Origin of the sequence: Bacteroides sp. AR20, assembly GCF_964250605.1 — a bacterium.
Taxonomy (GTDB): domain Bacteria; phylum Bacteroidota; class Bacteroidia; order Bacteroidales; family Bacteroidaceae; genus Bacteroides; species Bacteroides uniformis.
In genome coordinates, this window is record NZ_CAXUGK010000007.1 from 54,482 (window position 1) to 76,291 (window position 21,810).

At 47.8% G+C, this 21,810-nt stretch carries 18 protein-coding genes; 8 read left to right on the forward strand and 10 right to left on the reverse strand.

What is annotated here, in order from left to right; genetic code table 11:
- Window positions 1-11 precede the first annotated feature (11 nt).
- A complete protein-coding gene (locus ACESTD_RS05755; protein WP_005938462.1) occupies window positions 12-1,607 on the reverse strand; it encodes a relaxase/mobilization nuclease domain-containing protein in 1,596 nt (531 codons plus the stop codon).
- Between the two features lie 126 nt (window positions 1,608-1,733).
- On the reverse strand, window positions 1,734-2,123 hold the full coding sequence (locus ACESTD_RS05760; protein WP_005938465.1) for a hypothetical protein: 390 nt from the start codon (window positions 2,121-2,123) through the stop codon (window positions 1,734-1,736).
- A gap of 453 nt (window positions 2,124-2,576) precedes the next feature.
- On the opposite strand from ACESTD_RS05760, the gene ACESTD_RS05765 reads away from it, so the two are divergent.
- Together ACESTD_RS05765 and ACESTD_RS05770 are read left to right on the forward strand one after the other, a co-directional pair.
- The gene (locus ACESTD_RS05765; protein ID WP_132140406.1) at window positions 2,577-2,756 is read left to right on the forward strand and encodes a hypothetical protein; all 180 of its coding nucleotides are present in this window, start codon (window positions 2,577-2,579) and stop codon (window positions 2,754-2,756) included.
- A 428-nt stretch (window positions 2,757-3,184) separates the two neighbouring features.
- The gene (locus ACESTD_RS05770) at window positions 3,185-3,391 is read left to right on the forward strand and encodes a hypothetical protein (RefSeq protein WP_005938468.1); all 207 of its coding nucleotides are present in this window, start codon (window positions 3,185-3,187) and stop codon (window positions 3,389-3,391) included.
- A 214-nt stretch (window positions 3,392-3,605) separates the two neighbouring features.
- Here the strand turns inward: ACESTD_RS05770 and ACESTD_RS05775 are convergent, their stop codons facing one another.
- Window positions 3,606-5,102 carry a phage integrase SAM-like domain-containing protein gene (locus ACESTD_RS05775; RefSeq protein ID WP_005938473.1) on the reverse strand — a complete coding sequence of 499 codons (1,497 nt, stop codon included), beginning with the start codon at window positions 5,100-5,102 and terminating at the stop codon, window positions 3,606-3,608.
- A 223-nt stretch (window positions 5,103-5,325) separates the two neighbouring features.
- A complete protein-coding gene (gene ppdK / locus ACESTD_RS05780; RefSeq protein WP_373158725.1) occupies window positions 5,326-8,046 on the reverse strand; it encodes a pyruvate, phosphate dikinase in 2,721 nt (906 codons plus the stop codon).
- A gap of 203 nt (window positions 8,047-8,249) precedes the next feature.
- Between ppdK and rlmD the strand changes: the two genes are divergently transcribed.
- Both rlmD and ACESTD_RS05790 read left to right on the forward strand, forming a co-directional pair.
- On the forward strand, window positions 8,250-9,671 hold the full coding sequence (gene rlmD, locus ACESTD_RS05785) for a 23S rRNA (uracil(1939)-C(5))-methyltransferase RlmD (RefSeq protein ID WP_008663284.1): 1,422 nt from the start codon (window positions 8,250-8,252) through the stop codon (window positions 9,669-9,671).
- Between the two features lie 60 nt (window positions 9,672-9,731).
- The gene (locus ACESTD_RS05790) at window positions 9,732-10,643 is read left to right on the forward strand and encodes an RluA family pseudouridine synthase (protein ID WP_005828353.1); all 912 of its coding nucleotides are present in this window, start codon (window positions 9,732-9,734) and stop codon (window positions 10,641-10,643) included.
- 65 nt (window positions 10,644-10,708) lie between these two features.
- Here the strand turns inward: ACESTD_RS05790 and ACESTD_RS05795 are convergent, their stop codons facing one another.
- The 6 genes from ACESTD_RS05795 to ACESTD_RS05820 all read right to left on the reverse strand — a co-directional run bounded on the left by ACESTD_RS05795 (window position 10,709) and on the right by ACESTD_RS05820 (window position 15,263).
- The gene (locus tag ACESTD_RS05795) at window positions 10,709-11,122 is read right to left on the reverse strand and encodes a hypothetical protein (RefSeq protein WP_005836471.1); all 414 of its coding nucleotides are present in this window, start codon (window positions 11,120-11,122) and stop codon (window positions 10,709-10,711) included.
- A 10-nt stretch (window positions 11,123-11,132) separates the two neighbouring features.
- A complete protein-coding gene (locus ACESTD_RS05800; protein ID WP_005828348.1) occupies window positions 11,133-11,567 on the reverse strand; it encodes a hypothetical protein in 435 nt (144 codons plus the stop codon).
- Window positions 11,568-11,624: 57 nt separating this feature from the next.
- Entirely contained in the window at window positions 11,625-12,767 is a 1,143-nt protein-coding gene (gene araJ / locus ACESTD_RS05805; RefSeq protein WP_005836469.1) for an MFS transporter AraJ, read from the reverse strand.
- Window positions 12,768-12,871: 104 nt separating this feature from the next.
- On the reverse strand, window positions 12,872-13,741 hold the full coding sequence (locus tag ACESTD_RS05810; protein WP_005836467.1) for an aldose 1-epimerase family protein: 870 nt from the start codon (window positions 13,739-13,741) through the stop codon (window positions 12,872-12,874).
- A gap of 16 nt (window positions 13,742-13,757) precedes the next feature.
- Complete coding sequence (locus ACESTD_RS05815; protein ID WP_373158724.1) at window positions 13,758-14,087, reverse strand: PAS domain-containing protein; 330 nt, start codon at window positions 14,085-14,087, stop codon at window positions 13,758-13,760.
- Window positions 14,088-14,180: 93 nt separating this feature from the next.
- Window positions 14,181-15,263: a hypothetical protein gene (locus tag ACESTD_RS05820; RefSeq protein ID WP_373158723.1), complete on the reverse strand. Its 1,083-nt coding sequence runs from the start codon at window positions 15,261-15,263 to the stop codon at window positions 14,181-14,183.
- A 270-nt stretch (window positions 15,264-15,533) separates the two neighbouring features.
- Between ACESTD_RS05820 and ACESTD_RS05825 the strand changes: the two genes are divergently transcribed.
- The 4 genes from ACESTD_RS05825 to map all read left to right on the forward strand — a co-directional run bounded on the left by ACESTD_RS05825 (window position 15,534) and on the right by map (window position 21,797).
- On the forward strand, window positions 15,534-16,163 hold the full coding sequence (locus ACESTD_RS05825) for an HU family DNA-binding protein (protein ID WP_009036951.1): 630 nt from the start codon (window positions 15,534-15,536) through the stop codon (window positions 16,161-16,163).
- A gap of 27 nt (window positions 16,164-16,190) precedes the next feature.
- Complete coding sequence (locus ACESTD_RS05830) at window positions 16,191-17,402, forward strand: exonuclease SbcCD subunit D C-terminal domain-containing protein (protein ID WP_342984868.1); 1,212 nt, start codon at window positions 16,191-16,193, stop codon at window positions 17,400-17,402.
- Between the two features lie 15 nt (window positions 17,403-17,417).
- On the forward strand, window positions 17,418-20,840 hold the full coding sequence (locus tag ACESTD_RS05835) for an AAA family ATPase (RefSeq protein WP_373158722.1): 3,423 nt from the start codon (window positions 17,418-17,420) through the stop codon (window positions 20,838-20,840).
- A 102-nt stretch (window positions 20,841-20,942) separates the two neighbouring features.
- Window positions 20,943-21,797: a type I methionyl aminopeptidase gene (map, locus tag ACESTD_RS05840; protein ID WP_005828329.1), complete on the forward strand. Its 855-nt coding sequence runs from the start codon at window positions 20,943-20,945 to the stop codon at window positions 21,795-21,797.
- The last annotated feature ends 13 nt before the right edge of the window (window positions 21,798-21,810 follow it).

The window sequence follows — 21,810 nt, forward strand, 5'->3', positions numbered from 1 at the left end:
CCATCATTCATTTACCATTTCATGGAGTGGCCGTTGTCCACTTCGTCGTAGTTGGTCTTCTTGCCGACTTCCCATTCACGGTTGGCGCTGTGGCTGCCGACACCTTCTTTCCGGAGTTTGCCCAGTCCTTGATGCGACTTCCGCTGCAAACTCTTGACTGGATTGAGCGTCTTCTTCTTGGACTTCTTGAACGGCACTCCCTGGCGCTTTGGCTTCTTGGATTTCTTCTTCACCCGTTCCACATCGAAGCCTTCTTCATTCAGGTTGATCAGGATATGTTCCTTGAAGTTGATGGCATAGTAGGTATCATCGACCTGACGGATGATGAAGCCTTCCTGGTACATGGCGCTGCGGGGGGACTTCACTTCGGAATCACTGAAGATTTCATGCAGGCGGCTGACGGAATCGGCATACTTGGGAGGACGCTCCGTGGAGATGCTTACCATATCCGGGCGGTCCACCTTGAAAGCCTTGCACAGCAGTTCCACTTCGGCTTCATTCTGCGGACGGAACTTCTCGATGAAGCTGATGCGGTTGTTGCGGTTGATGGCTGCTGCCATTTCTTCCGGAAGAGGTCGGGACTGGCCGTCGTAGAAGATGACACCTTTCTTTATATAGGCATGCTGTTTCTTGAGTTTCTGGAAGATTTCTCCCTGGGTTATCTTGGGGTTCAGCTGGAGTAACTGGCCAATGTAGGCTTCAATCCGATCAAAGCGTTGTTCGGGAGTAGCAAAGTCGAGGAGTTCTTCTACGGCTAGAACCCGGGCACCATGAATGACGGTCTTGTTGGCATGGTCAATCAGCATGTAGCCGTAGGGTTTGTCTTTCTTGCCGAAGAAGACCACATCCACGCCGAAATTCTTCTTCATTTCCTTCTGCAGTTCTTCCTTATTGGCGCATACATCCCGGTATTTCTTCAGGCAGGCTCTCAGCTGGCGATTGCGTGCCTTGTCCTGATAACCTTTCTTATATAGAACTTCAATCTCTGTCAGGGGGAGTTTCTTTTGGATTCGGCCGCCTTGCTTGACGAAGACGTTCCCGTCTTTCTGGAAAACTTCATAGCCCATGGTTCCCATCACGGCCTTGAACTGGGCAAAGGAGGAGAAACTGTACTGCTTGGCGGCCTCGATGTCTTTCTCTGTCTTTTGTGTTCTGTCGGTTCCAAGTATCTTGTCAATAACCACCTGCGAGCGCCTGCGTTCATGGTCGTGCTGTATCTTGCGACCGTCGGGCGCCACTCTCGAAGTCACAATGTGCAAGTGAGTGTTGTCTGTATCGTGATGCGCATAGATGAGCCAGGGTTGTCCGGATTCGGCATACCCCATTTCCTGCAGATACTGGTGCGCGAAATCAAGTAACTGCTGTTCCGTCATCTCGTGGCCCTTGCAGGAGATGGCTACATGGAACTGAGGTTTCTGAATCCGGCTGTTCTGGGAACTATAGAGCTGGAGGAACTGCACCAGCTGTTTGGCGGTCGGATGTTCCGAAGCGTCCAGTCCACCGAAGTTCCGCATCTCCAGCAGGGTGGCCACTCCTTTAAAGACCTTGTGTTCGTTGTAGCCGACGGCATGGAAGTCGGCGCTTCCGGGAAGGATGGTTGCTATCATGGTATGTTCATTTGTTGGGTGATTCGTGAAACAAGGAATTGGGGGCTAAAAAACACGAAACCTCGGATGCCCAATCGGGAGGCTCCAAGGTTCCAGGTATGCCATATCGCTGAATGGTGAATGTGCTTACCGCATCAGCCGTGAGTTTCGGTGCAGCAATTCAAGATCCTCCTTCAGCTTGTTCAAGGTGTCCTGCATATCCTGAATCGAAGGAAGCAGGACCTCATACACATAACTGGGTGCCAGCAGTCCGGCGACCGCCAGTTCGTTGGCCCGCTTGACCGACTGATTCAAGTTACTGCCTGCCCAGGACAATTCGTTCTGGAACTTCCGGTAAAATGCTCGCAAGTCCTGCATCATCTCAATCTGCTGTCTGACATCCACATGGGTAAATTCCTGCACGGCCTGCCGGATATAGTTGCTCACAGACTGGTAAGGAACGGCTTTTTCCTTCAGATTCAACAGTTCATCGGAGGTAAGCCGTAACTGAAATACTTTGGTACGCTGGTTCTTCATATGCCTTGACTTTAGTTGTTCGGATTCCCGGACACCTCTTTCGCGAAGCGAAACAGCGATGCACATCGCTCCGCTGCACGGCAGTCGGCAAGTGACCCTTGTGAGGACAAAACTTGTTTTGTAATGACAAGGGTACAACTTGCTTGGCTCCATATGCAACGCAGTTCGAAGGCTCCCCGGGTATTTCTCGACCCAAATTACCGCAAAATTTTGCGAAGAACAAAAATGCACAACATCATTCTTTGGAGAAATCTTCTGTACAACTTACTTGATTACCAGGCTTTCCGCGTACTATGAAATGCGGGTCGTCTGCACCATGGAACCCCGGTTACGGGGGTTGTCGGTTCAACATACATTGGGGATTGGTCAGCAGAGGATGACATTCGTGAGATACATTCTCCAAGGTTAATTTGCGACAGCGGTCATCAGCTCTACGGAATATAAGTTACATTGATGCTGCTTACAAAGAAATGGATGTACCTGCAGCTTTGTTTCCGTGGTACAGTCCATCTGCGTAGCTTGATGGCTCCGACATCAGAACAGATATTCTCAAGTTGGAACGAACGAAGCAATCTATATATAGGTATAGGCAAACAAGCGTGTTCGGGTTTGCCCATTCTGAAAGTCCCTTGAACTCTTGGTTCATGAAACTCTCAAAGCATATAGATGTTCATCGGCAAACCGTCGCGTCATGTACCTTGCGCTGATGTATCATACTTCAAGGGAAAAGGATTTTGGGCGCTTGCGAACGATGGTCAAAGAACGAGAGGGAAAAGAAGTTGGTCCAACATGTGGTCAAACATTTTTTGTTATCTTTTTGTTGGACCAAGTGCATTTGAAGCATTGACGGAAGAACGACTGCATGAATGTTCATGCTACCGATGTTTCGCTGTTGTCTGCACCTTGGTTTGGAGGTTGAAACAGCCTGAGAACCAGGTGAAAAAGTGACCCAAAATACATAAAAAAGAGACTGGAAAATTTCCTTATCTCGTTGATTATTAGTATATTTGAGTATAGATAACACCCTATATACGGGTAGTCAATCACTTAAAATGTATGTTATGGTTTTACTGTTATTCTTCATATATCTGGTACCGGTGGTGTTCGTGTTCTGCATCGTGCTGAAGCTGGGTCTGTGGCTTGCCATTAATCTGATTCAGTTGGCGGTGTGGCTGTTGAAACATGCCTTTGTCCTGCTATGGAAGCTGTTGGTGTTTGTCGCCGTGTTGGTCTTTGCCAGTCTGCGTTCCTCTCCACCGCCGAAATAAAGCCAGGTAGCCGGAGGTCAAACGAGCTGCACTTAACCGCAAAGGGTAGTGTGGCTTATGGGGAAGGAACAAGTGTTTTCCCTCTGGTTAAATGCTACATAACCTTACCAAAAGCCCAAGGGGTAAGTCCCATCAAACATAGTTCTACGCAAAAGCCATCCATTTCATTTGAGGCAATGAAATGGATGGCTTTCCACATAACAACACATCTTACTTAAAATCCTTTTCCTTTACTGCGTTCATACACAGCTTCTTTTTGAGAATCACAATTCGTCAGACGGAATTGAACATTACAGCCGTCGGGTATGTCCTTGCGCAACATCGGCACAAGCTTGTCAATGACTTCATCGACGTTGCTGAACCCGATGTCGGTCAACTCAGCAATCACTTCACCTTTGAAATAGGCACGGGCATAGATCATCATCTTGGGTGAAATGCGGAACATCTTGTCCTGTGGCGCACCAAGATCCTTTGCCTTTCCCTGCTTACTCTTCTTGGTGCTGAAGAAGATGAAGTCTATTACCTTGGCATTCAGCCTCCAGGCAGGTGAGAAGTCTATCTTCACATAACCACGAGTCACATTCATACCATGGCTATGGTTCATACCGAAGGCCACTTCATACAGATTGGCATCACAGTCATTCTGTGCGATGGTCGCCCAAGTGTGACGGAAGGTATAGAAATGGTAGAAGTCTTCCTTCTTCATTCCCATGTCCGTACAAATTCTTCTGATACCGATGTTTACACCTGCATTGAAGCTGTCGGAATCCGTGAAACGGCTGTGAAATACGAAAAGGTATTCATCGTTTTCATCGGTAGAAAGGTATTTGTCAAAGGTAGCCTGAATGAAGGGTTCCACCCGCATTTCGATGTAGGCTTCATCTTTGCGGCTGTGACGGGTCTTGGCTCGTTTGTAGCAGATGATGCCATCCCGATAGTCGGTCTTCTTCATCAAGTAGAGGTCCACTGTATTGATGCCACCCAGACACAAGGAAAGAAGTGCCACATCTCTTCCCAGTTCGGGAGTAGAAGCCAGCATCTTGGTCTTGGGCAAGGGGCGGTTGAAGAACTCACGGCAGGCTTCTGCACTGATGGCAATCTTCGTCGTGGTATCAGACTTCGGTATCTGTACCTTCAGCCACGGGTTGAACTTGATGCGGCAGATACCCCGTTCGTCATCATTGAACTCGACCAGAGCCTTCTTGAAAATCTGCCGGACACAGGTGGGGTACATTTCCTTTGCCCGGTTGGTTTTGGACAGATACTCCAACCAATGGGTTAGAACAGCAGAGGTTAGGTAGCTAAACATAACTTTGTTAGACCCCACAAAGCGTTCCAGATGGTTTACTGCCAGCTTGTAGTTCTTGGCATTACGCTCATGCCCGTCATTGGCCATCTTCCGGATAAACTCCCGGGCATATTCGCTGAAGCAGACATCTTGATTGGTCTCTTGCAAATACTCCAGCACTTCCTTCACGTCCCAGGCGGTTGTGTCCACACGGTTCAACCGATCCATATACTCACGGACCAATCGTGAACAATGTTCTTTTACCACCGGGTCTGTCGGTTCACCACTGTCGGAAATATGCGCTGCGTCCACTACCTTATTGGTATTTATGTAAACGGACTTACGCGCATGCGTCACTCGAATATAGACTGTATAAAGTCCATCACTCTTCGGTCTCTTTACGGTTACTTTTAATGTCGTCATAATCGATTTGAATTTACATATTAAAAAACATCAGAATTATCCGGGGTAAACAGTGGAAAACATGGTGCTTTTCGGGGTAAACATAGAGCAAACATTTCTGTTCATTTGGCTCGAATAGTGCGGTCAAATGCACGAACCGTCCAAGCGCAAAACAGGCTGTAACCACCGAAAAACCGGTAATTACAGCCTGATAATGCTATAATATGATAATTCTATCTAGGAATTATTCCTCAACAGCAGCCTGCGCCGCAGCCAGACGTGCAATAGGCACACGGAACGGAGAACAGCTGACATAATTCAAGCCAACTTTGTGGCAGAACTTCACAGAAGAAGGTTCACCTCCATGCTCGCCGCAAATACCGCACTTCAAGTCCGGACGGATAGCACGTCCCTTTTCAGTAGCCATGCGCACCAACTGTCCTACACCATTCTGGTCGAGTACCTGGAACGGGTCTACTTTCAGAATCTTCTTCTCCAGATAAATCGGGAGGAAGGAAGCGATATCGTCGCGTGAATAACCAAATGTCATCTGAGTCAAGTCGTTCGTACCGAATGAGAAGAACTCGGCAGAGGAAGCAATGCGGTCGGCAGTCAAGGCGGCACGCGGAATCTCAATCATTGTACCTACCTTGAAGTCGATGCTGTCACCCACTTCTTCAAACAACTGGGCAGCCTCAGCACGAATCACTTCTTCCTGCTGCTTGAACTCATACAAGATACCGGTCAGAGGCACCATGATTTCAGGATGGGTTTCAACACCTTCCTTCTTCAATTCCAAAGCAGCACCCAGGATGGCACGCGTCTGCATCTGTGTAATTTCAGGATATGTATTTCCCAAACGGCAACCACGATGACCCAACATCGGATTATGCTCACAAAGTGCCTCAACACGTTGCTGGATATACTGGAGGCTCACGCCCATCGTATCTGCCATTTCCTGCTGTCCCTTCAGGTCATGGGGAACAAACTCATGCAAAGGAGGATCAAGCAGACGCACCGTCACCGGACAGCCTTCCATTGCCTTGAAAATTCCCTTGAAGTCAGCTTGCTGGTAGGGAAGAATCTTAGCCAAAGCCTTGCGGCGCCCTTCTGCATTTTCTGCCAGAATCATCTCGCGCATGGCTTTAATCTTCTCGCCTTCAAAGAACATGTGTTCCGTACGGCAAAGACCGATACCCACAGCGCCAAAATTACGTGCTACTGCGGCATCATGAGGAGTATCCGCATTGGTACGAACCTGCAGCTTCGTATATTTGTCTGCCAAATCCATCAGTTCCGCAAAGTCACCGGACAGCTCAGCCGCTTTTGTCTCCACCTTGTCTTTATATACTTCACCGGTGCTTCCGTTCAAGGAGATATAGTCACCTTCTTTCAACAGTACACCATCCACTTCCACTGTACGCGCCTTGTAGTCGATGTTCAAGGCACCTGCACCAGACACACAGCACTTACCCATACCACGAGCAACCACTGCCGCATGCGAAGTCATACCACCGCGGGCAGTCAGGATACCTTCGGCAACTGCCATACCTGCCAAATCTTCCGGAGAAGTCTCGATACGTACCATCACCACACGCTTGCCGGCAGCATGCCATTCGGCAGCATCATCGGCAAAGAATACGATTTGTCCCGTAGCGGCACCCGGAGAAGCGGGAAGACCACGAGTCAACACCTTAGCTTGTTTCAGAGCTGTCTTATCAAATACCGGGTGGAGCAGTTCGTCCAACTTATTGGGCTCACAACGCATCAATGCAGTCTTTTCGTCAATCATACCTTGATGGAGCAAGTCCATGGCAATCTTCACCATAGCGGCTCCGGTACGCTTACCGTTACGGGTCTGGAGGAACCAGAGTTTACCCTCTTGTACTGTAAACTCCATATCCTGCATATCACGGTAGTGATTTTCGAGTTTTGTCTGCAAAGCATCCAGTTCCTTATAGATTTCCGGCATAGCCTCCTCCATGGAAGGATATTTGCTGACACGTTCTTCTTCGCTTACACCGGCTAATTCAGCCCAACGTTGAGAACCGATTTTTGTAATCTGTTGCGGAGTACGGATACCGGCAACCACGTCTTCACCTTGTGCATTAATCAAATACTCGCCATTGAAAAGGTCCTCACCGGTAGCAGCATCGCGGCTGAAGCAAACACCCGTAGCAGAGCTCTCGCCCATATTACCGAATACCATAGCCTGAACGCTTACGGCAGTACCCCATTCGTCAGGAATTCCCTCCATCTTACGATACAAAATAGCACGTTCGTTCATCCAGGAGTTGAATACGGCACAAACGGCACCCCACAACTGCTCGTAGGCACAAGTCGGGAAGTCTTTTCCGGTTTGTTCTTTCACCGCAGCCTTGAACTTCTTCACGAGTTCCTTAAGGTCTTCCACCTCAAGCTCGTTATCCAGCTTCACGCCTTTAGCATGTTTCACATCTTCTATAATAGCCTCGAACGGGTCTACATCTTCCTTGTTCACCGGTTTCATGCCCAGCACCACGTCGCCATACATCTGCACGAAACGACGGTAAGAGTCCCATGCAAAGCGTGCATTGCCCGTCTTGCGCGTCAGGCCTTCCACCACTTCGTCATTCAAGCCAAGATTCAGGATAGTGTCCATCATGCCCGGCATGGAAGCGCGCGCACCCGAACGTACGGAAACCAGCAACGGATTCTCCACATCACCGAATTTGGAACGCATCAGTGTTTCCACATGGGCAATGGCTTGTTCAACTTCATTCTTCAACAGAGCAACGACTTTATCCTGCCCCATTTCATAATATTCCGTACAAACTTCTGTCGTTATTGTAAAGCCCGGAGGAACCGGAACCCCTATAAGGTTCATTTCTGCAAGGTTAGCACCTTTCCCACCCAAAAGGTTTCTCATATCGGCCTTTCCTTCTGCCTGGCCGTTACCAAAGGTATAAACTCTTTTTTTGTCCATAATATAAATTTAAAGTTTTTGATAGTGATTTCTCTTTTCTGCTCGCAAATCTAAGTATATTTCGCAGACTAGAAAACTTTTTCAGAAAAAACTTTATGCTAAAATGCAATTTCGACATTGCAATCTTTAATATTTCATTTCATAGAGAGAAATCCCGAAAAAATGTCTATTTTTGCCGAAGAATTTATTAGATTGGTGTAAAAGTGGCAAGAAAGAGAAAAGAACTTCCCCTACTGGAGAAGGTGACAATTACGGATGTGGCTGCCGAAGGAAAAGCCATCGCAAAAGTCAATGATTTGGTGATTTTCGTACCATATGTCGTCCCCGGCGATGTAGTTGACCTGCAAATTAAGAGAAAAAAGCATCATTATGCTGAAGCCGAGGCTGTGAAATTCCATGAATATTCGGCAGTACGGGCAGTTCCATTCTGCCAACATTATGGTGTATGCGGCGGTTGTAAATGGCAGGTTCTCCCCTATTCCGAGCAAATCAAGTATAAGCAAAAACAAGTAACGGACAACCTCACCCGCATCGGCAAAATCGAATTGCCGGAAATCTCTCCGATATTAGGTTCAGAAAAAACTCAGTTCTACCGGAATAAACTGGAGTACACTTTTTCCAACAAACGTTGGCTGACGACAGAAGAGGTTCAGCAGAATGTAGTGTACGAACAGATGAATGCCGTAGGCTTCCATATTCCCAATGCTTTCGATAAAGTGCTTGCCATAGAAAAGTGCTGGTTGCAGGACGATATATCCAACCGCATCCGCAATGCGGTACGCGACTATGCCTACCAGCACAACTATTCCTTCATCAACCTGCGTACGCATGAAGGAATGCTACGCAATATGATTGTGCGTACCTCTACCACCGGCGAACTGATGGTAATCCTCATCTGCAAGATAGAGAAAGAGGAGGAAATGGCTCTGTTCAAGCAAATGCTGCAATACATAGCAGATACATTCCCCGAAATCACTTCCCTGCTATACATTATTAATAATAAGTGCAACGATACCATCACCGACCTCGAGGTACACACCTTCAAGGGAAAAGACCACATCTTCGAGGAAATGGAGGGACTGCGCTTCAAGGTAGGTCCCAAATCTTTCTATCAGACCAACTCCGAACAAGCCTACAACCTCTACAAAGTAGCACGCAACTTTGCCGGACTGACCGGTAACGAGCTTGTTTATGACCTTTATACCGGCACGGGTACCATTGCCAATTTCGTATCCAAGCACGCACGCCAGGTAATCGGCATAGAATATGTGCCCGAAGCCATTGAAGACGCCAAGGTCAATGCCGAGATTAACGGAATTAAAAACACATTGTTCTTTGCCGGAGATATGAAAGACATGCTGACACAAGACTTCATCAACCAATACGGCCGTCCCGATGTCATCATCACCGACCCTCCCCGTGCCGGAATGCACCAGGATGTAGTGGATGTCATTCTGTTTGCCGAGCCCAAACGCATCGTATACGTCAGCTGTAATCCGGCTACGCAGGCGCGCGACCTGCAACTGCTCGATGCGAAATATAAAGTGAAGGCCGTTCAACCGGTAGACATGTTCCCGCACACCCACCATGTGGAAAACGTAGTATTATTGGAATTAAAAGATTGAAAGTACAAGTAGTTTTCAATCGTAAATTGTAAATTGTCTAATCGTAAATTAAAACCAGTCGTGGCAAAAGAAAAAATTACAGCAAGAGCCCGCACACAATATACGGACTACATGGTGAAGGAACCGATGGAGCTCATGGAGTTTCTGGCAGCTAAAATGCCGGACGCCAGCCGCACCAAGCTGAAATCATTGCTGAGCAAACGCATTATATATGTGGACAGCGTTATCACTACACAATACAATTTTCCCCTGAAACCGGGTATGAAAGTACAAATCAGCCGTGAGAAGGGACGTAAAGAGTTCAACCATAAACTGATGAAGATTGTATACGAGGATGCCTATATCATCGTGATAGAGAAGATGCAGGGTTTGCTGTCCGTCAACACTGACCGGCAAAAGGAACGTACCGCCTATACCATCTTGAATGAATACGTGCAACGCTCGGGCAAGCAGCACCGTGTACACATCGTGCACCGCCTGGACCGTGACACCTCCGGCTTGATGATGTTTGCCAAAGACGAGAAGACCCAACGTACACTACGCGATAACTGGCATGGCATTGTAACAGACCGGCGATACGTAGCCGTAGTGGTCGGCGAGATGGAAAAAGATGCAGGAACCGTGGTTTCTTGGTTGACAGACCGTAAGCTGTATGTATACTCCAGCCCGACAGATGACGGGGGACAAGAATCCATTACGCATTACCGTACCATCAAACGAGCCAATGGATACTCTCTCGTTGAACTGAACCTGGAAACGGGACGAAAAAACCAGATACGTGTACACATGCAGGATTTGGGGCATCCCATTATCGGCGACGGACGCTATGGACTGGAAGACGTAAATCCTATCGGACGCTTGGCCCTGCATGCTTTCAAACTCTGTTTCTATCATCCCGTCACGGGAGAGCTGATGCGGTTTGAAACACCTTATCCGGGAGAGTTCAAGAAATTGGTTTTGAAGAATAAGTAAAAAGCTGACATACAATAAAAAACGGAGCAATTGATTTGCTCCGTTTTTTATTGATAAGCATGTCGTCATTGCCGACGCATACGAAAAGGCTGTCCGTGAATATTATCTTGATATTCCCTCCAGCTATTATACCAAGTACCACTGAAAGAATAAGAATCAGCCATGGCTCCTTCAATGTAAGCCATGCTGCCATCATCATAGAATTCCAATTCCATCAGATTGTAAGCCCCACTAACCCAATTCCATCTGAAAAGCAAATAATTCGGGTCGCCATATGAACCAATAGTACCTTGGTTGCGCGCGTTAAAGGTCATAATCGTCCCCCTACCCCAAGTATATGCCCCGAAATCTATTTCTTCAGATGTATACCATTCACCGGGCAGATTATATTCCGTTTCTTCCTCACTATCACATGATGTCAATCCTAATACAAGGACAAACAACAATAACATTTTTGTGTATTTCAACATATTATTCATAAGCCATACTTTATTTATAATTAGCATCTACCATCATAACAACCACTCCATCCAGTTTACCGGATAAATAATGTTCGCGCACCCATACATTATCAAAGTACTTGATTTCACCGGCACCATAATTCAGAGTCAACCCCTCCATAGACTTATCCATCCATTTCCAAGTAAAAGTACGTGAAGTCGTTTCATAGGGACGGGACTCGCCTCCGCGATAATACTCCCAGATTTCCTGTCCAGAATTATCAGCCTTGGCAAACTTCAGCTGATGACTGCATAACACTTCAACTCCATCTTTGTTTTCCGTCTGATATTCTTCTATCCACGTCTTCCCACACAATTTGTCGTCGCTATTCTGCATGGTATAATATACATCATCCCCACAAGACGCCAGCCCAATCGTAAATACACACAACAGCAATATCTTCACATAATTCAAAGTCTTCATAAGTTATCGAGTTTAGTTAATACTTGCGGACAAACATACACAAAAAAAATGAAACACTTAATACTTATCCTGGAATTTCTTGTAGAAGACAAGGAATAAAATAAATCCCATCAGTGCAAACGGTACGCCTGCCAATGCGGGATAACGGTATCCTCCACTCAAGGCAAGACCTCCGATATAGGCTCCGATAGCATTCCCCAAATTGAAGGCCATCTGCACACAAGCGCCTCCCAACATTTCTCCTCCAGGGGCCACACGAATCATCAACACCTGCTCCGGACTGGAGACGGCAAACAAACCTGCCGTACAGAGTGTCATCAATATTGCCGAACACCACGGATAGGGCGAGAGTAAAAATATCAATAATAAAATAACACATATCATCCCTTGCACCACCGTACCTACCTTTCCCGGAGTGTACCGGTCGGACATGCGCCCACTGACCAGATTGCCGGCAACCATTCCGAATCCTGCCAGTACCATCAGCGCCGTAATGCTTTCCGCACTAAAACCGGAAACCTCAGTCAGCAACGGGGTGATGTAGCTATACCAGCAGAATACGCCACCGTTGCCCAAAGCCGTAGCTCCCAATATGAGCCACGGCGCCGGCTTCTTCAAAAAACGGAACTGTCCTTTAAATCCCGTGTCTTTCAGTCCTTCGACCTGCGGTACCCAACGCCAAATGTAGTACAATGTTATCAATCCCCAGGCACCTACCAGCAGAAACGTGGCACGCCAAGACAGTGTATGGCTCAACGAAGTACCCAACGGCACCCCAAACAGATTGGCCACAGTCATTCCCGCTATCATAATTGAAACCGCCTCCGAGCTTTTCCCCTTATCAGCCAATTTTCCCGCAACAATGGAAGCCACCCCAAAATAAGCGCCATGAGGAAGTCCGGAAACAAAACGTCCCAACAGCAAGACCCAATAATTGGGTGCCATAGACGCACAAATATTACCCACAATCATTAATGCCATCAAGACCAGCAGAATCTGCTTCAACGGGCGTTTACGGGCCAGGAGCAGCATGGGCGCACCAAAACAAACACCCAACGCATACGCAGAAATGAAATGACCGGCCACGGGAATGCTGATTCCCAAATCAGTAGCCACATAGGGCAAAATACCCATCATCGTAAATTCGGCAATCCCTAGCCCCAATGTGCCGAACGCCAATGCAATAAGACTCTTCTTCATACCTTAAAAAACAACCTATATTTTTTACCGGGCGCAAAGATAATGACATTGCATTCTCCAAATAAAAAGGATACCGAATTATTTTCAGTATCCTTCTTCATTTTTTATCTTATATCAATTGTATACCCACCTTTAAAGACTCCTCCCGGCGCCAAGTGCTGCATCCAGTCCTTATCCTTATATTCGCCCTTATAATGGGCACGGTCACAACGCCCGTACCACGGCTCGATGCAGACAAACGGAGCATTCTTGGCCGGAGGCGACCACAACCCCACCACCGGAGTGTCGAAATACAGACTGAGATAGGGCTTCTTCTCCTTATTATATAATGTAACTTCTTTCACTTGACTGTTTTCCAGAATCAGGGCATCTTTATCAAAGGAGTGGATGTCCAAAGGCAGCAGGCCATCTGTCAACTCAAGCAAATATTCCTTATCCGGAGCGGCACATCCTTTCTCGGAGATAAGGATATAGTGCAAACCTTCCGTCTTATCAAAGCCGAAATATCCACGGTCCGTTGTCTCCGTATCATAGTCCGGGTAATAGAAAGCCGGATGGGCCCCTATCTGGAAGTGCATTTCGCGTGTTCCGGTATTGATGACTTTCCAAAGCACCTCAATCTTCTTTCCCTCTATCCGATAGCCTATCTCAAGGCAAAACGGGAAAGGATATTTCTTGCGTGTTTCCTCACTGTCAACCAGTCGATAACGCACTTCATCTTCCAGTTCAAGCATCAATTCAAAATCCATATCGCGGGCAAAACCGTGTTGCGTCAATGCATAGGAAACGCCTTCGTGGCGGTATTCATTCTCCCAAACGCTGCCTACAATGGGAAAAAGCACCGGAGAATGCCGTTTCCAGAAAGCGGGGTCTGCCTGCCAAAGATATTCTTTTCCATCATGCAAGATACTGCATAACTCGGCCCCATGTGGGGAGACTTTAATTGTCAGTTCTGAATTAGAAAGTGTTTTCATATCATATATCATTTTGTTATTTTCTCATATAGTGTGGCATCTCTCCGGGTATTTCCATCGAAATCTCCACCAGGCCACCGACCACCCCGTCCTGCTTCCATGCCGTCTGATAAATCATTTTCTTGACACCGTTCTTCTCAATGGTGTAGGCATTCACTCCCCTCGTCTCCAGCAGTTCGCGTATCTTGGCTTGCGATTGCGGGTTGTGGCAATCAAAGAGATTCTTGCCTATCAGGTCACCGTGTTTGGCAAACGTACGGCATGCTTTCTCGTTCATATATAGGATGATTCCCTTTGTGTCGCATACAGTTACGGCACAGTTCATTTCATTGGCCCATTCGTACATAATTCTTTATTTTTAATTGGCTATTTTCTATGTACTTGAAATACATTTACAGAAAACTCTTCAAAGTCAAATGTCCTTTTCTCTATCGAATTATTATTGCATTAATCCTCCTTCTATGAAGAAAACGACTTCATTCAATCGTTCTCTATTCGATTCCTCACCTTTGAAAATAGCTGGAGTGAAGATTATCCTATCTTGAATCAGATTATCTACCAAATCCCACATGACTTCATGGTACAGCATCACCATTGCCACTTTTTCATTGTCAATACCATATTGGCTTGCTAAGGAGCCACAATTATTCTTTAGTTCCGCACTGATAGAGTTTACCAATTTTTCAGTTATTTGATGAAAGCGGTCTTGCCGTTTCTTTATAATAGGAAATAATACATCTCCATTATCATCTACCAGCCCATAAGGTTTTAACTGAGAAACGAGTTTGGCATCTGTTACTTTTCCGAATTGTGCTATTTCATCAGCACAATGATCCATAATGTCGTTGTCAGGAGCAATGCCGCTATTGATGTAAGTCAAAATCAAATTCTGTTCTCCGAAACCATTCGTACCGCATGCAAAGCCATTTCTTGATTCGTATAATACCCAGTAACAGCCACTCCAGCTTGTATAATTGTCAACATCCTCAAACAAGACTAACTTTGTCCACATTTTTCCATCCAGAAGGTATGAAAAAACAAGTGAGAGTACATTGTTCTTGAATCCCATTTCACTGATAGTTTGTGTCAATGATATAAAGTCTGCCTTTGTTTTGACATACATGGATTCAGCAATCTCCTTACTTAAGCTTCTTAGAGAATTGGTCTGTTCTTTGTCGAGAATGGGTATAGTAGTTTCCCATTTCCCTTTTGTTTTACTGACAAGTCCACCTACTTCCAATAACAATAATTGGCTATCAGAGCATTTAATACCCATTTCACGAAGTTCGGCTTGAGTACGTGGAGTCCGTAAATTGTATAGTATTTCCCAATTATTATCTGGCGTTACATAGTCTTCGGGCTGATGTCCGTTCACTGCAACAAACTGGGTTGCTTCCCATTCGCTATAAGGTCTTATCGATATTTGTGCTTTAATCATTGTGGTAACGGACAATAAGGCAAACAACAATAATAAGTCCGGATAATGTTTCATATATCGCTTAATTTTAGTTTTGTTCATCATTCATGCACTTCTCTTATGTAACAAAGATAACGTTTTTTTCAATTCCTCTCTCAAACCTATAACAAAAAACTTCCCGACTACCAATAAAAAACTTCCTAACTACTAATAGTAAAGTTTGCAAGTATAGAGATAAAGAATTACCTTCGCCCTTGGTTTGTCTATCCCAAGCCTTGGGATAGAAATCCCCAACCTTGGCATACACATCCGCAACCTTGGGACAAACTCTGTAAGCCCCAATAAACAAACGAACCTCATAACAACGCTACCATCATGGCAGAATACAACATGCAGGAACTGAACCTGCCGGGAGAAGACGGCAAACGCATCCTCTACCCACGAATGAAACTATACGGGCAGGTGGACTTGGAAACCATCACCGAAAAGATAGCATACGCCTCATCCTTCACACGAGGAGACATCATCGGACTGATGCAAGCCATCACCGACGAAATAGCCTACCAAATGGGGCAAGGTTACTCCGTGAAGATTGACAACTTAGGAGTATTCACCCCTGCCCTCGGTCTGCGGCAAGACCGTGAACGGGAGACGGGCGAAGAAGGAGACACCAAGCGAAACGCCGTCAGCATCTGCCTGAAGGACATACATTTCAAGGTGGACAAAGAACTACTGTACCGTACCGCTCGCCATTGCCACCTGAAACGTTCCACCGACAAATTCCAACGCTCCTCACAAGTGTTTTCTCCGCAGGAACGGCTGGAACGGGCAAAAAAATACCTGGAAAAGAACAGCTTCATGACCCAAGCCGACTATTGCCAACTGACCGGCTTATTGAAGTCCGCCGCCTCCCGCGAGTTGCGCGAATGGATAGCCAATCCCGAATCGGGCATCGACTACAAAGGACGAGGAACACACAAGATTTATATTCTAAGGAAACCATAACCCACATCCATTGAAGTAACAAAAACAATGAAGATACTACATACCAGCGACTGGCACCTGGGACACACCCTCTACAACTACGACCGCACCGTCGAACAGCAGGCCTTCCTACGGCAACTCACCCGCATAGTAACCGAAGAGCAGCCCGACGCCATGGTGGTAAGCGGAGATATCTACCACTACTCCTCTCCCGCTGCCGCCACGCAGAAGATGTACACCGACGCCATGCTGAACATTCACCAAGCCTGCCCCGAAATGACCATCGTAGTCACCGCCGGAAACCACGACAGCAGCTCCAAATTGGAGATAGACAGCAGCCTCTGGCAGCACTTCGGCTTGAACGTTGTGGGAAACATCGAACGTACAGCCGAGGAAGTGAATCTGGACAAGCACATCATCGAGATAAACAATGAAAAAAAGACAATAGGCTACGTCATTGCCGTGCCCCACGTCTATCCGCAAAACTTCCCCCTGCTGGACACTGAAACACCGCGCGACCAACGGCAGGCACGCTTCTTCCAGGCACTGCTGGACGAAGTGAAGAAACGGAATACGGCACAGCTTCCCGTCGTCCTCATGGCCCATCTCTCCATTGAAGGCAGCGACCGTAGCGGGCACGATGAGAGTATCGGCGGAATAGAGTATGTTCCCCTCAGCGCTATGGGAGAAGGGTACGACTACCTGGCACTCGGACACATCCATTGCCCTCAGGACATCAAAGGCAGTCATCACCACGCACGCTATTGCGGCACTCCCCTCCCCGTCAGCTTCGACGAAACCTATCCGCACTCCGTCTCCATCATCGAGTTGGAGAAAGGGGCAGAGCCACAAATCAGTACAAGGGAAATTGAAAATCCGATTCCGCTCGTCACACTTCCCCATGACCCGACACCTTTCGAAGACGCCTTGAAACTGCTGGAAGAATATCCGGAAGAGAAACCTGCATACCTCCGTCTGAATGTGCTGACAAAAGGCTACCTGCCCCCCGACTGCAACGAAAAAGCCTCGAACGCCGCCAAAGGCAAGGCATGCAAATATTGCTACATCAAGACTACCCGAGAGCGGCAGGCCGACACTGACGAGAGCAAGCCTATCTCCATCCAAGAGATGCAGGAAATGTCTCCCCTGGAAATAGCCAGACTCTACTACCGCGAAACCGAAGGAGAAGAGATGGACCCAGAACTTTGCCAGCTGATGGAGACTGTCATGCAAAAAGTGAAAAGCAAGAACAACTCCTAATCATTTGTCCGGAACATGAAACTCCAGAAACTCACCATAAAGAACCTTGCCTCCATAGAAGATGCCGTCATCGACTTTGAGAACGGACCGCTAAGCGAGGAATCCCTTTTCCTTATCTGCGGCGAGACGGGTGCAGGGAAGACAACCATTCTCGACGCCATCTGCCTGGCACTCTACAACGAAACGCCCCGCATGGACCATGCCGAGAACGAAAAATACAAAGACCTGAGCCAGACTTTCTCTGCCAAAAAGGAAGATGTTGCCATCAACGACAGCCGGCAACTGATGCGCCGTAACACCAGTGAAGCATGGACGGAGCTGGAGTTTACCGGCTCGAACGAAATGCCCTACACCGCCCGATGGTACGTGGCACGGGCACACCGCAAGATTTCAGGAGCCGTGCAGGATGTGCGCTGGACACTGGAAAACAAGAAAAGCGGTATACAGCTCAACAAAAAGAATGAGATAAAGGTGGAAATACAAGCTGCAGTGGGGTTGACCTTCGAACAATTCTGCCGCACCACCATGCTGGCACAAGGCGACTTTACCAAGTTCCTGCAAAGCAAGGAAAGCGAAAAATCGGACATTCTGGAAAAGCTGACCGGTACAAGTATCTATTCCGAAATAGGTGCCGAAATATATGCCGCCACCAAGGAAAGACGGACGGAATACGAAAACCAGAACCGGAAGCTGGAAGGCATCCACATCCTGGCAGAAGAAGAAGTCACTGCAATCAAGGAAGCCATAGCCACGCAAAATGCCGGAGTCAAGGAAGCCAATGAGCAGAAAACTACCGCCCTCGCAAAACGGGACTGGCTGAAGAAATACTCCGAACTCCTCCTCACCCGTGAACAGCAAAAGAAGATGTGGGAAGGGAAGCAAGCGCAACTGCAATCGGACGAATTCAAACAGAAAGAACTCCTGATTAAAGAATGGAATGCCACCGCCGACGCCCGCAACTGGCTCTCTACCTTGAAACAGCAGCAACAGCAACAACAACAGAACTATGCACAAGCCGGAATGTTAAGAGCATCCTTTGCCCGGCTGGACGGAGGAAGCAAGTGGCTATGCGGTTTCCTGAAAGAGCAAGAAGACAAGCTGCATCGTGCCGAGAAGTACTTGCAAGAGCATTCGCCCTTACTGCCCATGTTCGAGCAAAGCCAATCCATCATTACCGGCCTAAAATCCGCACTCGATGCCCAAACACGCATCGGCACCTACAACGCGCACCTTGAAAGACTTGCCGCGCAACAACCCGTAAAAGTCAAGGAGCGTACCGACAAGGAAGCTGCCCTCACCCGGAAAGAACAAGAGAACCATACATTGCAAAACGAAATAAACCTCCGGAACAAGCAGCTTGAAACCATGGACCGCCCTGCCCTGCAAGACAAGAAAAACAAACTCGATGCCGGACGGGAGAACCTGCTGCAAGCATTGAGCGCCTTGTCTTTACTGGCTGAAACGGAAAGGACACTGAACGAGGCAAAGGAAAACGAAAAGGCTTTGAACGCCAAAGTGGAGGCGTGCCAAAAGCAATACGTCCTCCTGCAAACGGCATTCGACAGCAAGAAAACAAGTTATGATGACATCCGCACCCTCTACGACAAGCAAAAGGAAGCCGTAGAAGAGTGGGCAAAGGAAACACGCTCCCGGCTTGTCGTCGGGGATACTTGCCCCGTGTGCGGACAAGAAATAAAATCGCTTTGCAAAGATGAAGATTTCCAGTCTGTCCTTGCTCCCATACGCACCTCCCTGGAAACAAAAGAGAAAGAATACAAGGAAACCGAGCAGGCATTGAACAACAACCGGACAGAATCCAATACCTACGGAACGCTGGCAGAGAATGCCCGTCAGTCCACAGCAAGAGCGCTCCGGAGCTACAACCTTGCCCGTACTGACGCACAGGCCAAATGCGCCCAATGCAACGACGTCGGCCTCTCCACAACCACCGGCGAAACCCTGAAGAAGCTACTGGAAGAGAACAAGCTGGAAGCAGACAAACTGAACGAAAAGCTCACGGAAGTTCAAAAGCTCAGCGCACAAATCATAACTCTGCAACGGCAAAAGGACGAATACCAAAAACATGTGGACGCTGCACGCCAAGCCTTCAACTCTGCCGACAGAGTGCTGAATGAGCTGAAAAACAACATCGTCAATTACGAGTCGCTCACCGCCAACGAAAAAGAGAACATACGTGCCACCATGGACCGCGTCACTCCCCACATCCTCTGGGAAGGATGGAACACGGAATGGGAGAACTCCCCCCTCTCCTTTATTGACCGCCTGACGCAAGCTACGCGCAACTACCGGCTGGCACAGGAAAAACAAAGAGAACTGAAATCCGCCATTGCCCTTATCCACAAAGAGCTGGAAGGGATAAACATCAACAAGGAAAGCATCGATGCCGCATTCCCCGACTGGCGCAACGCACCTGCAGCTACACAGGAAATGGAAATCAAGAACCTGGGGATTGCCTGGAATAATCTGAATACACAAGCAAGCGGACTGAAACAAAGCATATCCTCCACCGCAGACCAAATGGCAAGGCTGCAAAAGGATTTAACCGGGTTCTATGCCGCCAACCCCACTCTCGACGAGAATCGTATCACCGTCCTATCCGCTTGGTCCGGCTTCCGGATAGAAGCATTGCGTGCCTCATTGCAGACACTTAAAGAGGAAGAAGTAGCTGCATCGACCGCCTTTCATCTGGCCACCGGACAAGTGGAAGAGCACATCGGCCGGAAACCCCAAATAGAAGAAAACGAAAGCCTCGAAACCCTGGATGCACTCATCGCGAATCTCGAAGAAAAGATAACCGCCGGCAACCAATCCATCGGCCAGCAGAAGTTACGCCTGGAAGAAAACACCCGCAACATCGACCGGATAAAGGAAGAAAAAGAACATACCGACCAGCTGCGCGAAGAGTATCTGAAGTGGGACCGCCTCTGCCGTCACTTCGGCGACGAACGGGGAAAGAACTTCCGCAACATAGCCCAGAGCTTCGTCTTGAAAGAACTGCTGGCAGGCGCCAATTTCTATCTGCAACGCTTGACCGACCGCTACGAACTGGAATGCCAGGCCGGTTCGCTCACCATCCTGCTGCGCGACTTCCATCAAGGAGGCTCGGCACGTCCGGCATGCACCTTATCGGGCGGCGAAAGCTTCCTGGTATCTCTGTCACTTGCCCTCGGACTTTCTTCCCTCAGCCGCCAGAGCCTCTCGGTAGACACACTGTTCATCGACGAAGGCTTCGGCACACTGAGCAGCGACTATCTGAACACCGTTATGGACACATTGGAAAAACTGCACCGGATGGGTGGCAAGAAGGTAGGCATCATCAGTCACGTGGAAGGACTGAAAGAGCGCATAAAGACCCAGATACAAGTACGGAGGATAGACAGTTCAAGAAGCGAAATAGAAGTGGTAAATACCCTCTAAGCTGGTATCGGGATAAAGAAAACGAATGTTTTTTCGGCTCTTGATAGTACAAGCACCTGCATTATTTTACTATTTTTGCAGTCTCATAAAAAAGAAAAGACAATGAAAAAGTTCATGAAAGGAGTCCGGTTTACTCCTAAAAACTATTCCGACGAAGTAGAAGCCAAAATTCAACATTATAAGAAAGAAGGATATAAACTGCCGATGCGAAGCGCACTCCGCACCGAGGAGCAGTTGGCCGGTATCCGCGCAAGCGCCAAAATCAACACTGCCCTGCTGGATTATCTCTCCGAGAACATTCGCGAAGGCATGTCCACAGCTGAAATTGACCATATGGTGTATTGCTTCACCACAGACCACGACGCCATCCCCGCCCCCTTCATGTACGAAGGCTTCCCCAAAAGTGTGTGTACCAGCATCAACGATGTAGTGTGCCACGGCATTCCCAGCACCAGGGAATTCCTGAAAAGCGGTGATATTGTAAATGTCGATGTATCCACCATTTACAAAGGTTACTTTGCCGACGCATCACGCATGTTCATGATTGGCGAAGTCAGCCCCGACATGCAGAGACTGGTACAGGTCACCAAAGAATGCCGTGACATAGGCATACAGACCGCACAGCCCTGGGCACGCCTCGGTGACGTAGGCGCCGCCATCCAGGAGCATGCGGAAAAGAACGGATACAGCGTGGTACGCGACCTCTGCGGACATGGCTGCGGCGTCAAGTTCCACGAAGAACCGGATGTGGAACACTTCGGCAAACGTGGTACGGGCATGCTGATAGTGCCGGGCATGACGTTCACCATCGAACCGATGATTAACATGGGAAGCTACGAAGTCTTTATCGACGAAGCCGACGGATGGACCGTCTGCACAGACGACGGACTGCCTTCTGCCCAATGGGAAAGCCAAATCCTGATTACTGAAGACGGAAACGAAATATTGACACAATAAGGCGGACACTTCA

Bases quoted from the DNA above. Each gene is read 5' to 3' on its own strand.
- ACESTD_RS05800 (WP_005828348.1), bottom strand. From the start codon at position 11,567: ATGAAGACTTTGAATTATGTGAAGATATTGCTGTTGTGTGTATTTACG.
- ACESTD_RS05835 (WP_373158722.1), top strand. From the start codon at position 17,418: ATGAAACTCCAGAAACTCACCATAAAGAACCTTGCCTCCATAGAAGAT.
- ACESTD_RS05770 (WP_005938468.1), top strand. From the start codon at position 3,185: ATGGTTTTACTGTTATTCTTCATATATCTGGTACCGGTGGTGTTCGTG.
- ACESTD_RS05765 (WP_132140406.1), top strand. From the start codon at position 2,577: ATGCTGCTTACAAAGAAATGGATGTACCTGCAGCTTTGTTTCCGTGGT.
- ACESTD_RS05755 (WP_005938462.1), bottom strand. From the start codon at position 1,607: ATGATAGCAACCATCCTTCCCGGAAGCGCCGACTTCCATGCCGTCGGC.
- ACESTD_RS05815 (WP_373158724.1), bottom strand. From the start codon at position 14,087: ATGTACGAATGGGCCAATGAAATGAACTGTGCCGTAACTGTATGCGAC.
- map (WP_005828329.1), top strand. From the start codon at position 20,943: ATGAAAAAGTTCATGAAAGGAGTCCGGTTTACTCCTAAAAACTATTCC.
- ACESTD_RS05775 (WP_005938473.1), bottom strand. From the start codon at position 5,102: ATGACGACATTAAAAGTAACCGTAAAGAGACCGAAGAGTGATGGACTT.
- ACESTD_RS05820 (WP_373158723.1), bottom strand. From the start codon at position 15,263: ATGATGAACAAAACTAAAATTAAGCGATATATGAAACATTATCCGGAC.
- ACESTD_RS05810 (WP_005836467.1), bottom strand. From the start codon at position 13,741: ATGAAAACACTTTCTAATTCAGAACTGACAATTAAAGTCTCCCCACAT.
- ppdK (WP_373158725.1), bottom strand. From the start codon at position 8,046: ATGGACAAAAAAAGAGTTTATACCTTTGGTAACGGCCAGGCAGAAGGA.
- ACESTD_RS05795 (WP_005836471.1), bottom strand. From the start codon at position 11,122: ATGAATAATATGTTGAAATACACAAAAATGTTATTGTTGTTTGTCCTT.
- ACESTD_RS05830 (WP_342984868.1), top strand. From the start codon at position 16,191: ATGAAGATACTACATACCAGCGACTGGCACCTGGGACACACCCTCTAC.
- ACESTD_RS05825 (WP_009036951.1), top strand. From the start codon at position 15,534: ATGGCAGAATACAACATGCAGGAACTGAACCTGCCGGGAGAAGACGGC.
- araJ (WP_005836469.1), bottom strand. From the start codon at position 12,767: ATGAAGAAGAGTCTTATTGCATTGGCGTTCGGCACATTGGGGCTAGGG.
- ACESTD_RS05760 (WP_005938465.1), bottom strand. From the start codon at position 2,123: ATGAAGAACCAGCGTACCAAAGTATTTCAGTTACGGCTTACCTCCGAT.